This is a genomic window from Flavobacterium sp. (assembly GCF_049318325.1).
GTDB lineage: Bacteria > Bacteroidota > Bacteroidia > Flavobacteriales > Flavobacteriaceae > Flavobacterium.
The window spans coordinates 1-18,525 of the sequence record NZ_JBMOGQ010000038.1 but is presented as its reverse complement, the minus strand read 5'-3'; the positions used below and the strand labels follow the sequence as shown (position 1 = coordinate 18,525).

The window sequence follows — 18,525 nt, the reverse complement described above, 5'->3', positions numbered from 1 at the left end:
TGTTGATCATTTGGAGTTTACTAATATTGCTGTTGCTGCACAAAATATGAGTCAGTTTGAAAGTGGCGCTTATACAGGTGAAATTTCAGCAGATATGCTTAAAAGTGTTGGAGTAAATATCGTTATCATTGGTCATTCTGAAAGACGTGCTTATTTTCATGAAACCGATTTTATTTTGGCAGATAAAGTAACTACTGCATTATCTCACAATATGACAGTCATTTTTTGCTTTGGTGAAGAGCTAAAAGACAGACAAAACAACCAACACTTTAATATAGTAGAAAACCAACTTCGTGACGGATTGTTTCATATTAAAGATAAAAATTGGGAACAAATAGTTTTAGCATACGAGCCCGTTTGGGCTATTGGAACAGGAGAAACCGCTTCTCCAGAACAAGCACAGGAAATGCATTGCTTTATCAGAGAAACTATTAGACAGCATTTTGGGAGTACTATCGCCGAAGATGTTTCTATACTTTATGGTGGTAGCGTTAAACCAGAAAACGCTAAAGAAATTTTCTCAAAACCAGATGTCGATGGTGGGTTAATTGGTGGTGCCGCTTTAAAAGCATCCGATTTTGCCGCAATTATAAGTTCAATATAAGAAAAATAAGATTTAAAATAATAACCTTTCATATTTTTTGAAAGGTTTTTTTTATTTTTTAATTGTTTATTTGCTTTTAATCGATTATTTTTACTTTTAATCGAATTAATTAATTATTTTTACTTCGCCTTAAAGTCAAAACAAATGAAAGCAAAACTCATCCTACTGTTTTTGTGTGCATACTGTTGGAACATACATGCCCAAATAGATATTCAGAAACGGTTTCAATCCGAATCTCGAAAATATTATTGTTGGAACAAAGAGTTCGAAAAATACGAACTTAAAGAAACAGAATACGAAAACTCTGTTATTGATATTCGTGAAATAGGTTCCAAAACAAATGGTTATATCGTAATCAGCATGAATGATAATGGACAAGCAAGATTGCATCATGGCTCTATTATTGAATTCACACAAACCAGCGAAGAAGAAGGAACATGGTTAATTCGTTCCAAATTTATGAGAGCAAAATTGGTCTATAATCCTAAAGAAAATACTATTACTTATCTTTATGACGTAGACGGAAAACGCTATAGCAAGTTGATAATTTTTAGTGTTACGCCTGACGCAATTCCAAATGCCAGTTTAAAATCTGTTGCCAATACAGATGATTAATTTTTAATGAAATGACTTTATTGTAGTCTTGCGATTGTTACCTTTGCAAAAAAAAGAATGTCAAACATCTATTTAGCATACCATTTTTCGGTTGACCCAAAAGAACTAGGTTCCGAAATTTTAATCGCAGAACTTGGTGAAAAACCTTTTGAAAGTTTCATGGAAACCGAAAATGGATTTAGTGCCTATATTCAAAAAGACCTTTGGACTAAAAATATATTAGATGATATTTATTTGTTACATTCTCCTGACTTCACTATTTCCCATACAATCGAAGAAATTGAGCAAGTCAATTGGAATGAGGAATGGGAAAAAAACTTCGAGCCAATTGATGTAAATGGTAAATGCCATGTTCGTGCACCTTTCCACCCAAAAACTTATGCCGAATTTGATATAGTAATCGAACCTAAAATGAGCTTCGGAACTGGTCATCATGAAACTACTCATATGATGATTCAACATCTTTTAGAAACTAATGTTTCTAATTTAAAAACACTAGACATGGGTTGTGGAACAGCTATTTTGGCAATACTTGCCGAAATGAAAGGTGCCAAACCTATTGACGCCATCGATATAGATAATTGGTGTTACTTGAATTCTATTGAAAATGCAGAACGTAATAATTGCCATGAAATCACTGTTTATGAAGGCGATGCTTCTTTATTAAAAGAAAATAAATATGATCTGATAATTGCCAATATCAATCGCAATATATTATTAAATGACATGCAACAATACGTGGATTGTCTAAACAAAAACGGAATCCTTTTATTAAGTGGTTTCTATAATGAAGACATTCCATTTATTGATGAGTCCTGCACCGAAAAAGGATTGACATTTGTTAATAAATTCGAAAGAAATAATTGGGTTTCGTTGAAATATGTAAATTAGCTTCCAAAAATTTTACACCTTGCATAAAGACATGAAAATGAGCACTATCGAAAAAGTTCAGGAAGACGTTTTAGTTGAAGAACAAATCGGAATTAATAACGAAATCGTATTGTATAACGATGATGTCAACACTTTTGATCATGTGATTGACACATTGATTCGGGTATGTAATCATACATCGGAACAAGCTGAACAATGCGCCATTTTAGTTCACTATAAAGGAAAATGTACTGTTAAAACAGGTCCTTTTGATGATCTAAAACCACAATGCACTCAACTTTTAGAAGCAGGTTTAAGCGCAGAAATTATATAAGTTTAGCCACTTTGTAAAACAAAGATGGCACAAAGCGCACTACAAAAATTAGTGAACTTGTGCCTTTTTTATTGGTGATCTTTGAGGTTAATTAGCTTTTAAACTTCCAATCAAACTCGTCTTTGTCATTTATAATGGCTCCAATTTCAACTCGTATAACATCATCGTATTCAGATTGCAGTATTAACCAGTTGCTTTCATTAAAGTGATTTTCGTTAGTATCAAAGTCTTCTTTTGTCCAGGATTTAAATGGTAATTCATTTTTAACAACTTCTATATTTCTTCCTATGACTTTTTTATCCAAAATGGTAGCATCAGGATGTGAGCAAATTATATAACCCAAACGAAATGCTTCGTCTTCGTAAAAGGTTAAACTCCATTTTTGCTGATTATACAAAAAAATGACATTACCATCTTCATCATAAAATTGCTTACTAGGTTTGCCGTAAATCAATTCAACATCCTTTTGCTTCATTCCAAAAAGCAATTTATCGACACCGTTTTTTAGGTTAATAGTCATCATTTCGATTTTAATACTCAAACTTTCCAAACTCACTAGTTATAGTGAGTTTTTTATTTTCACTTACCTCTACTCTACCCACAATTTGAGCCTCAACACCAAAAGATTTTGAGATCTCGATTATATCATTGGCAATTTCTTTTGGAACATATAATTCCATTCGGTGGCCACAGTTAAAGACTTGATACATTTCTTTCCAATTCGTTTTGGATTGTTCTTGTATCAATTTGAAAAGTGGCGGAATGGGAAAAAGATTGTCTTTTATTACATGAACTTTATCTACAAAATGAAGCACTTTTGTTTGTGCTCCACCGGAACAATGCACCATTCCGTGGATGTCTTTTGGTGTGTATTTGTTTAGAATAGTTTTAATGATTGGGGCGTATGTTCTAGTTGGTGACAGCACTAATTTGCCAGCATCAATTGGAGAATTTTCAACTTCGTCCGTGAGTTTTGTGTTTCCTGAATAGACCAAATCTTTTGGCACCGAACTGTCAAAACTTTCCGGATATTTCTCGGCTAAATAGTTGGCAAAAACATCATGACGAGCCGATGTTAATCCGTTACTTCCCATTCCTCCGTTGTAACTTTTTTCATATTTGGCCTGACCGAAAGAAGCCATACCAACAATCACATCTCCTGCTTTGATATTAGCATTATCAATTACATCACAGCGTTTCATTCGGGCTGTAACGGTTGAATCCACAATTATTGTTCGCACTAAATCGCCAACATCAGCCGTTTCACCGCCTGTAGAATGAATGGTAACACCAAACGTTTTTAGTTCTGCAATCAATTCTTCAGTTCCGTTGATAATGGCAGAAATAACTTCTGCAGGAATAAGGTTTTTATTTCTTCCGATAGTTGATGAAAGTAGTATATTATCAGTCGCACCAATACAAAGTAAATCGTCAATATTCATAATCAAGGCGTCCTGCGCAATACCTTTCCAAACGGAAATATCTCCGGTTTCTCTCCAATACAAATACGCTAAAGACGATTTTGTACCGGCACCATCGGCATGCATAACGAGGCAATAATTTTCATCATTAGTAAGGTAATCGGGAACAATTTTGCAGAAAGCTTTTGGAAATAATCCTTTGTCGATGTTTTTAATAGCATTGTGCACATCTTCTTTTGAAGCCGATACTCCTCGAAGACTGTAACGTTGACTGTTATCGGAACTCATGTGTATTGTTGTGTGTTGTTCAGCAAAGATATGTCTAATGTGTGAATTAGACAATTTGAAGATGAAACAATTTGAAGATTTGAAAATGAAATTTTACCTTATTCTACTACCATCAATTTTCAAATTTCCGAATATTCAAATTTTCAAATTTATTTATTTTTCAACAATTAAAATTTCTACCCTACGGTTTTCGTTTTCTTCCTGTTCAGTTTTTTCAGGAATTGGGTGTATTGGTTGTGAAGTACCATAACCTTTAAAAGTCATTCGCTTTCTATCGATTTTACTTCGAATTAAATAATTATAAATGGCGCGCGCTCTTGCTGTGGAAACATTGTTTATATCACCATTAATTTGACAGCAAATATGTCCCTGAATTTCGATTTTAAGTTTTGGATTTTCTTCCATCGCACAACGCAAATCAATAAGGGTAGGTTGCGATTTAGGAACAATTCGAGCTGAATTATTAAAAAAATAAATGTTTGGCAAAGCAATAATCTCTCCTACTTTAGAGCTTTTTATCTTTTTGGTTAATTCACTTTCAGCAGGTAGAATTAAAGGTTCGTTATAAAAAATGGTTACTTTTCTGTTTTCTGCCTGAATTTTGGATTGTTTGAAATCTTTACCAAAAGCTGTTTTTTCTAATTCTTTAGTAAACTTCAAACCGCTTTTATCCAATAAGACCTGAACATTTTCGATGCGCCTAACTGCTAATTTTTTATTGTAATCCTTGGTGTCAATACTATCACAATATCCAAGTAACTTTGTGATTTCTACATTCTTATTATTGGCAATCCATTCATTGATTTCTAAGATTGAAGTTTGATTTGGAAAATCTTTATTGAAGTCAAAAAAAACTTCTATTTGTTTTTGCCCAAAAGATTTGAAGGAAATCAGGAGAAATAATAGGATGGATATTCGTTTCATCGTTTGGCTACAATTAAAATTTCGACTCTACGATTGGCAGCACGTTCTTTTTCATTTCTCTCCGGTACCTTATAAATAGGATCATTACTTCCATAACCTTTAAATGCCAATCTGTTGACCGCAATTCCTCTTTTTGTTAAATACTTAAGAATAACAAGTGCTCTTCTATAGGATAGTTTAGTGTCATTCGGATTTGGATTGCAACAAATATGTCCGTGAATCTCGATTGTTAGTGTTGGATCATTTAACATAATATCAAATAATTCATCCAATATCGGAAACGATTGCTCCATTACTTTTTCAGAATTAAAATAAAAGTTGATATTACTAATTCTGACTAAATCTCCCACTTTTGCTTTGTCAAACTTAGATGCTAATGTTGCCTTTTCTTTTTCGACTAAAACTTCTAAATCTTCAACTTCTAAAATATCATTTTCTTTATTTTCTGTTGTCACTTGTTTTACAAGTTGTTTATCTGATTTATTACTAAAAGGTGTTTTAGGTAGTGTTTTAGTTGTTTCTATTTTTGCTTGATTATCTTTTACTAGATTATAAAAAACTTCAACTTTTCTATTATCACTCTGATTTTTTGAATACTTGAAATCTTTGCCAAATGATTTTAACTCTACCTTGTCATTAATTCGAACAGCATTAGACTTGAAAAATGACATTACTGAATTAACTCTTCGCATGGCCAAATCTTTGTTATACTTACTATCATCAACACTATCACAGTACCCAAAAACTCTAGTGATCTCAATATTTTTATTCTCCAAAACCAACATAACAATTTTGTTTTGAGAAGACTCATTAGGAACATCTTTATTAAAATCAAAAAAGACTATAAATTGCTTTTCTTGACCATAAGATTGAATAGTAAAAAGTAAAACTATAAAAAAGCATTTTAAGTTCATTAATTATCGAGAATTAAAATTTCTACTCGCCTATTTACTTGTTCTTCTATTTCATTTTGTTCTGGAATTTTATATATTGGTTTTAAAGAACCAAAACCAACATATCTTAATCTATTGATATTTATATTATTCTGAGTCAAATAATTGTAAATTGTTTTTGCTCTTAATGAAGAAAGTCCGCTGTAATCATTTACAAATTGACAGCAAATGTGTCCTTGAATTTCAATTTTCAATTTTGGATTAACATTCATTATTCTCAATAACTCCTCGAGCAGCGGCTTTGATAATTCAATAATTTTTGTTGAATTGAGGTAAAATTGAATACCATATATGCGAATCAAATCACCTTTTGATTTTGTAAGGAACTTAGCTTCTAAATTATTCTTTTCTAAGTCAACTATTTTGGATAACTCTAAAGAAGATATTGAAATTGAATCATTCACAATTGTCGAAATTTCAGATTTAGGTTCTAAATATGAAATAATTACTTTTCTGTTTTCACTTTGATTTTTGGAATAGTTGAAATCTTTTCCAAAAGATTTCAACTCCACATTGTCATTAATTTTAATAGCATTAGTGTTAAAAAAAGCAATCATTGTGTTTACTCTTCGCATGGCCAATTCTTTATTGTATTCACTATCATCAATACTATCACAATAACCTAGAACTTGGATTATTTCAACATTTTTATTATCTAAAACCCAATGATTAATTTTATTTTGAGATAATTCATTGGGGACATCTTTATTAAAGTCAAAAAAAACTTCTATTTGCTTTTGCCCAAAAGATTTGAAGGAAATGAGAAAAAATAATACGATGATTTTTAATTTCATTATTTATTTACAATAAAGATTTCTACCCTGCGGTTGGCAGCACGTTCTTGTTCATTTTTTTCGGGTAATGCATAAATAGGTTGTGAGCTTCCAAATCCTTTATAAGACAATCTGTCCTTAGATATATTTTGATTCAGTAAAAAATTATAAAGCGCTTTAGCTCGTTGCGTTGACAAATCAGCTCTATCAATAGACATGCAACATATATGACCTTGGATTTCAATTTTCAAACTTGGATTTTTTTGAAGTACCAATAGTAACTCATACAATTTTCCACGAGATTCATTAACAACAGCAAACGTATTGATAACAAAATTAAGGTTTTCAATTATGAGTTTTTCGCCAGATTTGGCTTCACCAACTTTCTTCATAAAAGCGCGGTCGAGTTTGAACTCAGATTTGGTTCCGTTTGGATTTTCAAATACTAATTTTTCGGGGTAAACTATTTCGGGTTTAGGTTTTTCCTCTTTTATTTCCTTCTTCTTAATGCCTAAAATTTCTTCCTCCATTGGTAAATCTTTTTCCAATAAATAGTGAATTACCGCTTTTCTGTTTTCTGCATTATTATCAGAAGTCGCTCCTTTTTCACCTAAACTAATAGTTTTAAAATCTTCTCGTATTTTTAGCTTCCCGATTACTTTAGAATAAATAAAATTGACCCGTTTTTTTGACAATGTATCATTATATCCTAATGAACCAATCTCATCAGTTGAACCAGTTATAGATATAATTTTTGAAGTTTTATTTTCTAAAATCCATTTGTCAAGTTTAACTAGTTCCGAAGGATTTAATTCAAATTTGTTATTATCAAAATAAACTACAAATCGTTCTTGGGCTATTAAAGTGCCCGAAAAAAACAAAAAGATTAGAAGAGTACCTTTAAACAACATTAGCTGATTTTATTAGTATATAACGAAATTAGTACATTTTTATTATAAAAACACCCGATAACTTGGTAAAGTATCGGGTGCAATTTTAAAAAGTAAAATAAAACTATCTCGTAAACAATAGTTCTCTGTATTTGGTCAATGTCCAAATTTCGTCATCAACCAAAAGCTCCAGTTTATCGCAGTGTCCTCTTATTATATCAAAATAGGGTTTCACTTTATCACAATATGATTCGGCCATTTTTTGGGCATCGGTCAAAGCATTTGCTTTTTTACGAGCATCTGTCATATCTTCAACATTAGAATTTATTCCTTCAATATGAGAAGAGATTTCTTTAATTAAAGAGATTTGTTCTTTGGCAATTTTCTCGAAATCCTTGCCAAAGATTTCTTTCAATCCACGAACGTTTTCAATTAGTGTATTTTGATAACGAATAGCAGTTGGAATTACGTGGTTTCGAGCGATATCGCCAAGAACCCTTCCTTCAATTTGAATTTTCTTAGTATATTCTTCCAATTCAATTTCGTAACGGGCTTCTACCTCAACGTGATTCATTACATTCAAATCTTTGAATAAGTCTAATGCTTTTTTAGAAACTTTCGCTTTTAATGCTAAAGGAGTTGTCTTGTGATTACTTAAACCACGTTTTTTAGCTTCTTTTTCCCAAGCATCACTATAACCATCACCTTCAAAAAGGATATTTTTTGTGTCCTTAATATATTCTCTTAATACATTAAAAATAGCTTCGTCTTTCTTTAAATCTTTTTTCTCAATTAAAGTATCCACTTCTTTTTTGAAATCAATTAATTGTTTAGCCACAATAGAATTCAAAGTTGTCATTGCATTAGCACAGTTAGCAGATGAACCAACGGCACGAAATTCAAATTTATTTCCAGTGAAAGCAAACGGTGAAGTTCTGTTTCTGTCGGTATTATCCAAAATCACTTCAGGAATTTTACCAACAACATTTAATTTCAATTCTGTTTTTTCTTCCGGTGATAATTTGCCTTTGGTTACACCTTCTAATTCAGCTAAAACTTTAGTTAATTGTTGACCAATGAAAACTGAAATAATGGCTGGAGGCGCTTCATTTGCACCTAATCTATGATCATTACTTGCCGTTGCAATAGAAGCACGAAGCAATTCTTCGTATTCCTGAACGGCTTTTATGGTATTAATAAAAAACGATAAGAATTGTAAATTACTCATTGGCGTTTTTCCCGGAGATAACAAGTTTACTCCTGTATCAGTTGCCATAGACCAGTTGTTATGTTTTCCAGAACCGTTTACACCTTGAAAAGGTTTCTCGTGAAAAAGGACTTTAAAATCATGGCGTTCGCCCACTTTTGACATTACATCCATTAATAATGAATTATGGTCAACCGCTAAATTAGTTTCTTCAAAAATTGGTGCCAATTCAAACTGGTTTGGAGCAACTTCATTATGACGTGTTTTTACTGGAATTCCGAGTAACATACATTCTTCCTCAAGTTCACGCATATAATTTAAAGCACGGGATGGAATTGACCCAAAATAATGATCATCTAATTGTTGCCCTTTTGCGGATGTATGACCTAACAAAGTCCTTCCAGTCATCATTAAATCGGGACGGGAATTAGCTAAAGAAGCATCAACCAAAAAATATTCCTGTTCCCAACCTAAGGTAGCAGTTACTTTTTTAACATTTTTATCAAAATATTTACAAACATCAGTTGCTGCTTCATCAACTGCATTTAAGGCACGTAAAAGTGGTGTTTTATAATCTAAAGCTTCACCTGTATACGAAATGAAAACCGTTGGAATACACAAAGTAGTTCCAAAAATAAATGCAGGAGATGTTGGGTCCCAAGCAGTATATCCACGCGCTTCGAAAGTATTTCTGATTCCACCATTTGGAAAAGAAGAAGCATCTGGTTCTTGTTGAACTAATTGTCCTCCGCCAAATTTTTCAACCGGATCTGAACCATCGTACGAAGTTTCGAAAAAAGCATCATGTTTTTCAGCAGTCGTTCCTGTCAATGGTTGAAACCAATGGGTGTAATGAGTTACTCCTTTTGATAATGCCCATTCTTTCATTCCCATTGCAATATAATCGGCAAGCTTTCTATCAATTTTAGTTCCGTGCTGTACCGCGTCTTTTACTCCTTTATAAGCATCTGAAGTTAAGAACTGCTTCATTGCTTTATCATTAAACACATTAGAACCAAAAAGGTCTGATTTTTTTCCGGCTTCTTCAAATTTTACAGGTTTTCTACCTGACGCATCTTTTAATGCTTGGAAACGTAAAGTTGACATAATTTTTATTATTTAATATTATACCCTATTAATTTTAGGCAAATATAATAATATTTTAATTTTAAAATAATTATACCCTATTTTTTATAGGGTATATATGAAAAATATGAAAATTAAAATTAAATTTTTAAAAATAGATAAAAAAGTAACCTCTAAATTTTCAATCTCCTATATTTGTAATGTCAAAATCATACATCATGATCGTTTGGATATTATTCTTAGCCACCATTTTTATTTTTCTCGCTTTAGATTTAGGTGTTTTCAATAAAACACCACATATTATTAGTTCAAAAGAAGCAGGGATTTGGACTGGAGTCTGGGTTTCACTCTCCTTTGGTTTTTCTGGGGTTGTAAATTGGCTCTACAGTAATGAATACATTGCTAATCCAACCGGAATTAAACCTGCAGTAGCAACTATAAAGTATATAACTGGTTATCTTATAGAATTATCGTTAAGTATCGATAATATTTTTATTATAGCCATAATTTTTGCTTCTTTCAGAATTCCACAAAAATACCAACATCGAATATTATTTTGGGGAATTTTGGGCGCTATTGTTTTTAGAGGATTGATGATTTACTTTGGTGTTATATTGATAAACAAATTTAGCTGGATGACATACTTCTTTGGAGCATTCTTACTATTTACTGCTATTAAAATGTTATTCAAAGGAAATGAAGAAGAGTTTAATCCAAAGAAATCCTTTGTATACAGAGTTATTGGTAAAATTATTCCAATAACAAGTCATGCTGAGAAAGAACATTTTTTTACAAAAATCAACAACGTGAATCATGCGACACCACTTTTTGTTGCTTTGCTTGTAATTGAAGTAATGGATATGCTATTTGCTTTGGATAGTGTTCCTGCTATACTAGCAATCACATCTGATCCTTTTTTAGTCTTTAGTTCTAATATTTTCGCCATTCTTGGATTGCGTTCGATGTATTTCTTTTTGGCAAATATGCTGGAAAAATTTAGCTATTTAGAATATAGTTTAATTGCCATTCTTACTTTTGTTGGAATTAAAATGTTAGTAGTCCACCATTATAAATTTCCTGAATGGGCTTCGTTAAGTTTTATTGCTTTGTCGCTTATAATAGGCATAATCATTTCAATTAAGAAAAGTCAAGCTGAAGATTGAAACTTAAAATGACTAGGTATTTTCAATTGACTTAGCTAATTCAATATAATTTTATTTTTTCGTTTTAATGTTTTTAAAATGATATAATTAATTGATTTCAAAATTTAATTATAGAATCACAATGAAATACCAAACGTTATTTTCTACGAAAAGTCATTTTAAATAGATAAAAAACATTATTTAATCGATAAATGGCGTTTAATATTTTAGGGAATCTAAATAACACTAATTCCTTCTTGCCATAATTGAAATAGATACTTATAGAAAGTATAACTTAAATACTAGATTTGATTATAACCTACTCTAAATATTTTTTATACGTTCGCCTTCTTTTAAAAGTAACCGGATCAAAATGCTTCCACATATTATGTATAGCATGATTGTCTTCAAGTTCAGGAGTTCGTATGCAGTTTTGGATTCCTTTCTCCGAAAAAGTAGTGTAGTATTCATTAAAAATAATCGCCGTAACGCCTTTGCTTTGATATTCGGGGTCAATTCCAATTAAATAGAAAAGCGCATCCTTACTTTCTTTTTTTGCTTTAAGCAAATGATAAAATCCAAATGGAAACAGCTTCCCTTTTGCTTTTTGCAGAGCTTCTGAAAAACTTGGCATCACAATACTAAAAGCAACCATGTTATCATCCTTGTCCATAATGAACTTAATATATTCAGGATTGATAAAACTGATATACTTTTTCTTAAAATATTCTTTTTGAACATCAGTTATCGCTACAAAAGAAGACAAGCTGGCATACGAAGCATTGAACAAATCAAACATTTTATCTACATACGGCATTATGTGTTTATTGTTAGTAAAATTCAATGGTTTTAATTCGTAGCGCTTTTTTACTAATTCGTTTGCTTTCAAAAAAAGTTCGGTTCTGACATTTGAGAAAGGAAATCTATTTTCAAGATATTCCTTCTCTTTAACATAACCTAATCGTTCCAAATGGTCTTTGTAATAGGGATAGTTATACCAGGTAATCATGGAACCTATTTCATCAAAGCCTTCTGTAAGCACTCCTACTTTATCCAAATTTGAAAAACCCATTGGACCTTCAACATATTCTAAATTGTTTTTTCTGCCTAATTCATAGACTTTCTCTAACAATGCTTTGGTAACTTCTATATCATCAACAACATCCCACCATCCAAAACGCACTTTATTTTTTTGTTGGTCGTTTACTTCATTCCAATTAATAATAGCTGCAATTCTACCAACCACTTTATTGTCTTGGTAGGCCAAATAGAAATTTGCTTCAGCAGATGTAAATGCTGGATTTTTAGTTTTATCAAAAGTTTCCAACTCGTCATTGATTAACGGCGGTACCCAATACGGATGGTTTTTATATAAGGAAAAAGGAAATTTTACAAACTCTTTGAGCAGCTTTTTTGAATTGGCTTCAACTATGTTAATCATTATTTGGTCTTTTCTAATTCAACTTCGTCTTTACGTTTCTTCCCTTTTTCTGTTTTTGATTTATTATCTTTTTTTGATTTCTTTTCGCCCTTTACTCTTTTGTAATTGGTTTCATAATTGCTGTCAAAACGCCATGCCATTCCAACATTTACCAAAAGTAACGATGGTGTATCTTTCACGTTTTTAGTAAATGAGGCATCCAATTGAATGTTTTCTCGGACCAAATAGGCAGCACCAAGTCTAAAAACAGTATCGGCATACCAGTCACTTTTGTAACCTTGGAATTCTAAAAATCCTGACCAACGCATATTAAATCCTCTTGTCATGGTAGATATAATTCCTAAGGTAGGATAATCAGTCATATATTTATCAGCGATAATATTGTTAACCCAAACCCATTTACTTCCAAAATGGTGCTGCGTTATGACCATAACTTTTGGACTTATGGTTCTATCCGTTGGAAACGTAAATGGATTATCCCCAAGATTAAAATTGAAGCCGGCATATACTGCAACAGCTGGAATAAATTGCTTCAAATTAAATTTATGATTGGCTTTCCAACTGTAAACATTTGGCTTATCCTGTTTAATAAATGGGTCGTAAACCAAGTATTTTGCTCCAACAGTAACTTGCTTAAATCCACCACGGGTATCGTTAATTAATGGTGCCTGATACCAATCATATTGATATTGAGTATTTAAAGTAAATTCAAATTGATCAAAAAAAGCTCCGTATCTCACATCAAATTCAGTCCCAAAACCATTCGCTTCATAACGCGATAAATCGTGGTCTTCTCTAATGCCATACAATCCGGCTTCTGCTTGAATTACTGTTTTTCCAACCGAAAATGCAGACATTGATTTCCCCGGTCTATTGGAATTGATAATGTCTGTATATTGTGCATATTGAGATGTTGAAATAATCAAAAAACCAGTAACCAGAAATGTTTTTATATTCATCATAAATGAAGAAGTTTTATCGTTACAACATAGTCAATCAAAAGTAGTATAATTTATTATTTATTTAAGAAGTCAAACCGAAATTTAAATTGTGGAATTTAGTATTTTTGACAAAAAATATTTATTTAATGGAAACTGCATCTTTTCAGGGACTTATAGACGTTATTTTATTTATTATCATTTTTTATTATATAATGAAGTTTTTGGCGCGTTTGTTTTTACCTGTTATAGCCAAAAAAGTAGTTGAAAAAGCATCGCAACAATTTCAACAACAGCAAGAAAATTATCAAAACCAAAATACCAACCAAAATCAAACCAACGAAAAGCCAAAAGAAAAAAAAATTGTTGGCGATTATGTTGATTTTGAAGAAATAGAATAACCATTAGTATTCAGTCGCAGTTTTCAGTTATATTTAATATCTGAAATTTAATATTTAAAAATATAAATGAAGCAACTTCAAAAACTCTATCCACACCTATTAGCCATCATTGGCTTTATAGTTATCTCATTAGTTTACTTCTACCCTATTTTACAAGGCAAAAAAATATACCAATCCGATATTGCAAAATACACAGGAATGGCCAAAGAGCAAATTGATTTCAGAGCTGAAAATCATGCCGAACCCTATTGGACTAATTCCTCGTTTTGCGGTATGCCAACCTATCAATCGGGTGCTAATTATCCTAATGATTATATCGGAATGCTAGATAACGCTATTCGCTTTTTGCCTCGCCCGGCAGATTATTTATTTCTCTACTTTTTAGGTTTTTATGCTTTGATGCTGGTCTTTAGAGTCGACCCTTTGAAAGCATTTTTTGGTGCGCTTGCTTTTGGTCTGTCAACATATCTAATAGTCATTATTGGAGTAGGACACAATGCCAAAGCACATGCTATTGGATATATGCCATTTGTAGTCGCTGGATTTATTTTGGTTTTTAGAAAGAAATATTTATGTGGTGGAATTTTAACTATGCTTGCCGTTGCACTAGAAATCACAGCCAATCACTTTCAAATGACCTACTATTTATTGATGCTTCTAATAGTGATGAGTTGTTACTTTTTATACCAAATTATAAAAGAGAAAGATTTAAAATCATTGCCTAAAATCATCGGAACATTTGCTGCTGCAGTTATTCTGGCTGTTGGCGTGAATGCAACGAGTTTGATGGCAACCAAAGAATATGCTGATTTTAGTACGCGTGGGAAAAGTGAGTTGACGTTCAATGCTGATGGTTCTAAAAAAGAAAGCAACATCGCTATGGACAGAAGCTATATCACTGAATATAGCTATGGCATTGTGGAAAGTTTAAATTTATTTGCACCAAGATTATTCGGTGGTGGCAATAATGAAAAGCTAACCGACGATTCTCATGTTTATAATTTTATGCTCAACTATGGAGCATCGCCCGAAGAAGCACGAGAACTCACTGATAATTATGCCGTAACCTATTGGGGCGACCAACCTCAAGTTGCTGCTCCTGCTTACATTGGCGCTGTGGTTTTCTTCTTATTTGTATTGGCTTTATACCACGATAAACGAAAAATAAAATATGCGTTCCTCGCGGGAGCCATTTTCTCATTAATGCTTTCATGGGGGAAAAATTTATCAATTGTGACCGATTTCTTTATTGATTACGTTCCGATTTATGATAAGTTTAGAGCCGTTTCCTCTATTCAGGTTTTATTAGAATTATGTGTACCGGTTTTGGCTATTTTGGGATTACAATCCTTTTTTACTGATGAAGAAAACCGTTTGAAAAGCTTATGGAAAGCAGGCGTTACGACTTTGGGAATTATTGTGTTGCTATTTGTTTGTAAAAGCATGTTCAACTTTGTGGGCGAAATTGACCATCAATTAATTGACGCGCTAAAACAACATCCTGACAAAGCCTTTGGAACACAATTCATATATGCATTAAGAGAAGACCGAAAAGATTTATATTCAGCCGATTTATTGCGATCTGGGTTTTTAATTGCTATTTCGTTTGGCGTGCTTTACTTGTATATAAAAAATAAACTAGCCGTCAATACCGCTGTGATTTTAGTTGGCGTTATTATGGTTGGCGATTTGTTCTTTATAGATAAAAATTATCTAAGTAACGATGGACAACAATTCAGAAGTACTTATGAAGTAGACAATCCTTATCCGCCAACTCAAGCCGATTCTTTGATTCTTCAAGACACAACAAACTTCAGAGTATATGAATTAGCCGGTGGCATTTATAGCCCGCGTGCTTCTTATTTCCATAAATCTATTGGAGGTTATAGTGCCGTAAAACCAAGACGTTTTGAAGAAGTTTTTGAACATCACATCAAAAAAAGCATGGGCGACTTAGGGAGTATTATCGACCCGCAGACACTTTCGATTAACAAAAGTATTCCTGTAATTAATGCATTCAATATCAAATATCTGATTGTTGATACAGAAAAAGGCCCTATTCCAATTGTAAATCCGTTTCATAATGGAAATGCGTGGTTTGTGAAGGAATTAAAAACGGTAAACAATGCCGATGAAGAAATCAATGCTTTAGGCAAAATAGACACTAAAAATGTCGCTATTAGAAACAAACAGAATTTTAAAAAATCTGGAATTGTTCCTTTTTTCAAAACAGACAGTCTGGCTTCGATCAAACTCGACTTATACAAACCAAATCATCTGATTTATACTTCCAATAATGCTAATGATGGTTTTGCAGTATTCTCTGAAATCTATTATGAACATGGCTGGAAAGCTACGATTGACGGAAATGACAGTGATATTTTAAGAGTTGATTACACTTTACGTGGTATGCATATCACAAAAGGAAAACACACTATCGAGTTCAAGTTTGAACCACAAGTTGTAAAAACAGGAAGCACGGTTGCGCTGATTAGTTTTATTGTAATGGTGTTGGTAATTATTGGTGGAGTTTATTTCGATAATCGAAAAAAGACGTAATGTCAGAACCAAAAAAACTATTAATCATCACCTATTATTGGCCTCCAGCTGGTGGTCCCGGAGTGCAGCGTTGGTTAAAGTTTGTAAAATATTTACCCGACTTCAACATTCAGCCGATTGTTTATATTCCCGAAAATCCAACCTATCCAATTGTTGATAACGGTTTGGAAAGTGAAGTTTCAGACAAAGCGATTATCCTCAAAAACAAAATCTTCGAACCTTATGGTTTGGCTTCTTTTTTTGGCAAAAACAAAACCAAAAAAATCAGTTCCGGAATTATTCCGAATCAAAAAAAACAATCGGTTTTAGAGAAAACCCTGCTTTGGATTCGCGGGAATCTTTTTATTCCCGATGCACGGTTTCTTTGGGTAAAACCTTCGGTAACCTATCTAAAAAAATATATCGAAGAAAACAATATCGATACAATCGTGACTTCCGGTCCACCGCATAGTTTACACTTAATTGGCTTACAATTAAAAAAAGAGTTGAATATAAAATGGTTTACCGATTTCCGTGATCCATGGACAACTATCGGTTATCACAAAGCCTTGAAATTATCTTCATATGCCAATAAAAAACACAAAGCTTTAGAGGAATTAGTATTGACCTCAGCCGACACCATTATCGTCACAAGCAAAACCACTAAAACCGAATTTCAGGCAATAACATCCAAACCAATTGAAGTAATTACCAATGGTTATGACATAGAAAAAATCGAGAAAAAATCGTTAGACGAAAAATTCACTTTAGCACATATTGGTTCGTTTCTTTCGGAAAGAAATCCGAGAATACTTTGGCAAGCGTTACAGGAATTGGTTTCTGAAAATGCTGATTTTAAAAACGATTTCCGTTTGAAATTAATTGGTGCTACTAGTCAGGAAGTTTTAGATACAATTTCCGAATTCAAGCTTAATGATTACGTTCAAAATTTAGGTTATGTTTCGCATCAGGAAGCGGTCGAACACCAACGAAAATCTCAGGTTTTGTTGCTTATCGAAATCAATTCCACAGCTACCAAAAGTATCATTCCAGGAAAACTTTTTGAATATATGGTTTCCGAAAGACCAATAATTGCCATTGGTCCTGAAGGATCTGATTTTGCAGAAATAATAACGGCAACAAATACTGGAGTTTTCTTTACCTATAATGAGAAAGAAAAACTAAAAGCGTTACTTTTGAAACACTATCAGGAATATCAAAATCAAAATTTGAAAGTGCATGCTGTTGGTTTGCAACAATACTCAAGAAAAAATTTAACGCAGCAATTAGCAAACCTCGTACTTCAAACTTCGTAAATCGTACCTCAACATGGGAATCGTAATTAACCAATCCATCAAAAACACCATCATTACCTATATTGGTTTTGTGATTGGAGCTGCCAATGCGCTGTTCATGTATCCACATTTCTTGGGTGAAGAATTTTATGGATTAACGAGTTATATCTTATCGTGTGCTAATGTTATTTTTCCATTAATGGCGTTTGGTGTTCACAATACGCTGGTAAAATTTTTCTCTGAATACAAATCCGAAAAGGAAAAAACGCAGTTTCTAAGCTTTATTTTGGCGCTTCCATTAGTAGCAATTATTCCAATTGCAATCATTGGAACTGTTTTTTATGATAGTATTGCTCAATTTTTATCCACCAAAAACGATATTGTATATGATTATGTATGGCAAATACCAATTATCGGTTTGTGTATGGGTTATTTTGAGATTTTCTATGCTTGGGTAAAAGTGCACTTGCAATCTGTTTTTGGTAATTTCATCAAAGAGATTGGTTTACGAGTATTAATTTCTATTTTCCTTATTTCAGTTTATTTTGGCTTTATTTCTATCGAACAATTTATCACAGCTACGATGTTTGTCTATTTATTGAGTACGCTGATTATGTTGTACTATGCCAACAAAGTGAAAGCAATTTCTTTTGATTTTAAATTCCCTCATAATTCTAAAGCTATACTAATTTATTCTAGTTTTATTATTCTTTCCGGCAGTGTTGCCAACATGCTTTTGGACATTGACAAAACGATGCTGAACCAGTATGTAAAAATCGAAAATATTGCCTACTATTCGGTAGCC

Annotated in this window: 18 protein-coding genes; 9 read left to right on the top strand and 9 right to left on the bottom strand. The window is 32.5% G+C overall.

Translation table 11 applies throughout. The features are described 5' to 3' along the window. The 4 genes from tpiA to ACOYLP_RS05325 form a co-directional block, all read left to right on the top strand. Window positions 1-604: triose-phosphate isomerase (gene tpiA / locus ACOYLP_RS05340; protein WP_422855151.1), on the top strand; the 604-nt coding region annotated here is incomplete at its 5' end. A gap of 144 nt (window positions 605-748) precedes the next feature. Next, window positions 749-1,219, top strand: coding sequence for a hypothetical protein (locus ACOYLP_RS05335; RefSeq protein ID WP_422855150.1), 471 nt, complete (start codon window positions 749-751; stop codon window positions 1,217-1,219). A gap of 57 nt (window positions 1,220-1,276) precedes the next feature. Further along, complete coding sequence (gene prmA, locus ACOYLP_RS05330) at window positions 1,277-2,110, top strand: 50S ribosomal protein L11 methyltransferase (RefSeq protein WP_422855149.1); 834 nt, start codon at window positions 1,277-1,279, stop codon at window positions 2,108-2,110. A 37-nt stretch (window positions 2,111-2,147) separates the two neighbouring features. Continuing rightward, a complete protein-coding gene (locus ACOYLP_RS05325) occupies window positions 2,148-2,423 on the top strand; it encodes an ATP-dependent Clp protease adaptor ClpS (protein WP_422855148.1) in 276 nt (91 codons plus the stop codon). A 91-nt stretch (window positions 2,424-2,514) separates the two neighbouring features. Here the strand turns inward: ACOYLP_RS05325 and ACOYLP_RS05320 are convergent, their stop codons facing one another. The 7 genes from ACOYLP_RS05320 to ACOYLP_RS05290 all read right to left on the bottom strand — a co-directional run bounded on the left by ACOYLP_RS05320 (window position 2,515) and on the right by ACOYLP_RS05290 (window position 9,986). Beyond that, window positions 2,515-2,946: a hypothetical protein gene (locus tag ACOYLP_RS05320; protein WP_422855147.1), complete on the bottom strand. Its 432-nt coding sequence runs from the start codon at window positions 2,944-2,946 to the stop codon at window positions 2,515-2,517. A gap of 7 nt (window positions 2,947-2,953) precedes the next feature. Next, window positions 2,954-4,132, bottom strand: coding sequence for an AIR synthase related protein (locus tag ACOYLP_RS05315; protein ID WP_422855146.1), 1,179 nt, complete (start codon window positions 4,130-4,132; stop codon window positions 2,954-2,956). A gap of 153 nt (window positions 4,133-4,285) precedes the next feature. Further along, window positions 4,286-5,056 (bottom strand): OmpA family protein, encoded by a 771-nt coding sequence (locus ACOYLP_RS05310; RefSeq protein ID WP_422855145.1) that lies wholly within the window; start codon window positions 5,054-5,056, stop codon window positions 4,286-4,288. After that, window positions 5,053-5,970, bottom strand: coding sequence for an OmpA family protein (locus tag ACOYLP_RS05305; protein ID WP_422855144.1), 918 nt, complete (start codon window positions 5,968-5,970; stop codon window positions 5,053-5,055). The genes ACOYLP_RS05310 and ACOYLP_RS05305 overlap by 4 nt, the downstream gene beginning before the upstream one ends. Next, a complete protein-coding gene (locus tag ACOYLP_RS05300; protein WP_422855143.1) occupies window positions 5,970-6,803 on the bottom strand; it encodes an OmpA family protein in 834 nt (277 codons plus the stop codon). Before ACOYLP_RS05300 ends, ACOYLP_RS05305 begins: the two co-directional genes overlap by 1 nt. After that, complete coding sequence (locus tag ACOYLP_RS05295) at window positions 6,803-7,693, bottom strand: OmpA family protein (RefSeq protein WP_422855142.1); 891 nt, start codon at window positions 7,691-7,693, stop codon at window positions 6,803-6,805. The genes ACOYLP_RS05300 and ACOYLP_RS05295 overlap by 1 nt, the downstream gene beginning before the upstream one ends. Before the next feature lie 103 nt (window positions 7,694-7,796). Then, window positions 7,797-9,986 (bottom strand): glutamine synthetase III, encoded by a 2,190-nt coding sequence (locus ACOYLP_RS05290; RefSeq protein ID WP_422855141.1) that lies wholly within the window; start codon window positions 9,984-9,986, stop codon window positions 7,797-7,799. A 197-nt stretch (window positions 9,987-10,183) separates the two neighbouring features. Between ACOYLP_RS05290 and ACOYLP_RS05285 the strand changes: the two genes are divergently transcribed. Next, on the top strand, window positions 10,184-11,128 hold the full coding sequence (locus ACOYLP_RS05285; protein WP_422855140.1) for a TerC/Alx family metal homeostasis membrane protein: 945 nt from the start codon (window positions 10,184-10,186) through the stop codon (window positions 11,126-11,128). A 298-nt stretch (window positions 11,129-11,426) separates the two neighbouring features. Here ACOYLP_RS05285 and ACOYLP_RS05280 read toward each other — a convergent pair whose 3' ends face one another. Then, a complete protein-coding gene (locus tag ACOYLP_RS05280; protein WP_422855139.1) occupies window positions 11,427-12,548 on the bottom strand; it encodes a GTP cyclohydrolase in 1,122 nt (373 codons plus the stop codon). Further along, window positions 12,548-13,510 carry a transporter gene (locus ACOYLP_RS05275; protein WP_422855138.1) on the bottom strand — a complete coding sequence of 321 codons (963 nt, stop codon included), beginning with the start codon at window positions 13,508-13,510 and terminating at the stop codon, window positions 12,548-12,550. The genes ACOYLP_RS05280 and ACOYLP_RS05275 overlap by 1 nt, the downstream gene beginning before the upstream one ends. A 125-nt stretch (window positions 13,511-13,635) precedes the next feature. Between ACOYLP_RS05275 and ACOYLP_RS05270 the strand changes: the two genes are divergently transcribed. From ACOYLP_RS05270 to ACOYLP_RS05255, 4 genes are all read left to right on the top strand, one after another. Next, window positions 13,636-13,887, top strand: coding sequence for a DUF4834 domain-containing protein (locus ACOYLP_RS05270; protein WP_422855137.1), 252 nt, complete (start codon window positions 13,636-13,638; stop codon window positions 13,885-13,887). Window positions 13,888-13,953: 66 nt separating this feature from the next. After that, window positions 13,954-16,446 (top strand): YfhO family protein, encoded by a 2,493-nt coding sequence (locus ACOYLP_RS05265; RefSeq protein WP_422855136.1) that lies wholly within the window; start codon window positions 13,954-13,956, stop codon window positions 16,444-16,446. Beyond that, on the top strand, window positions 16,446-17,741 hold the full coding sequence (locus ACOYLP_RS05260) for a glycosyltransferase family 4 protein (protein ID WP_422855135.1): 1,296 nt from the start codon (window positions 16,446-16,448) through the stop codon (window positions 17,739-17,741). The genes ACOYLP_RS05265 and ACOYLP_RS05260 overlap by 1 nt, the downstream gene beginning before the upstream one ends. Before the next feature lie 13 nt (window positions 17,742-17,754). Then, the coding region (locus tag ACOYLP_RS05255) for an oligosaccharide flippase family protein (RefSeq protein WP_422855134.1) at window positions 17,755-18,525 on the top strand (771 nt) is incomplete at its 3' end.

Bases quoted from the DNA above. Each gene is read 5' to 3' on its own strand.
- ACOYLP_RS05295 (WP_422855142.1), bottom strand. From the start codon at position 7,693: ATGTTGTTTAAAGGTACTCTTCTAATCTTTTTGTTTTTTTCGGGCACT.
- prmA (WP_422855149.1), top strand. From the start codon at position 1,277: ATGTCAAACATCTATTTAGCATACCATTTTTCGGTTGACCCAAAAGAA.
- ACOYLP_RS05325 (WP_422855148.1), top strand. From the start codon at position 2,148: ATGAGCACTATCGAAAAAGTTCAGGAAGACGTTTTAGTTGAAGAACAA.
- ACOYLP_RS05265 (WP_422855136.1), top strand. From the start codon at position 13,954: ATGAAGCAACTTCAAAAACTCTATCCACACCTATTAGCCATCATTGGC.
- ACOYLP_RS05335 (WP_422855150.1), top strand. From the start codon at position 749: ATGAAAGCAAAACTCATCCTACTGTTTTTGTGTGCATACTGTTGGAAC.
- ACOYLP_RS05270 (WP_422855137.1), top strand. From the start codon at position 13,636: ATGGAAACTGCATCTTTTCAGGGACTTATAGACGTTATTTTATTTATT.
- ACOYLP_RS05300 (WP_422855143.1), bottom strand. From the start codon at position 6,803: ATGAAATTAAAAATCATCGTATTATTTTTTCTCATTTCCTTCAAATCT.
- ACOYLP_RS05305 (WP_422855144.1), bottom strand. From the start codon at position 5,970: ATGAACTTAAAATGCTTTTTTATAGTTTTACTTTTTACTATTCAATCT.
- ACOYLP_RS05290 (WP_422855141.1), bottom strand. From the start codon at position 9,986: ATGTCAACTTTACGTTTCCAAGCATTAAAAGATGCGTCAGGTAGAAAA.
- ACOYLP_RS05310 (WP_422855145.1), bottom strand. From the start codon at position 5,056: ATGAAACGAATATCCATCCTATTATTTCTCCTGATTTCCTTCAAATCT.
- ACOYLP_RS05320 (WP_422855147.1), bottom strand. From the start codon at position 2,946: ATGATGACTATTAACCTAAAAAACGGTGTCGATAAATTGCTTTTTGGA.
- ACOYLP_RS05260 (WP_422855135.1), top strand. From the start codon at position 16,446: ATGTCAGAACCAAAAAAACTATTAATCATCACCTATTATTGGCCTCCA.
- ACOYLP_RS05275 (WP_422855138.1), bottom strand. From the start codon at position 13,510: ATGATGAATATAAAAACATTTCTGGTTACTGGTTTTTTGATTATTTCA.
- ACOYLP_RS05280 (WP_422855139.1), bottom strand. From the start codon at position 12,548: ATGATTAACATAGTTGAAGCCAATTCAAAAAAGCTGCTCAAAGAGTTT.
- ACOYLP_RS05315 (WP_422855146.1), bottom strand. From the start codon at position 4,132: ATGAGTTCCGATAACAGTCAACGTTACAGTCTTCGAGGAGTATCGGCT.
- ACOYLP_RS05285 (WP_422855140.1), top strand. From the start codon at position 10,184: ATGATCGTTTGGATATTATTCTTAGCCACCATTTTTATTTTTCTCGCT.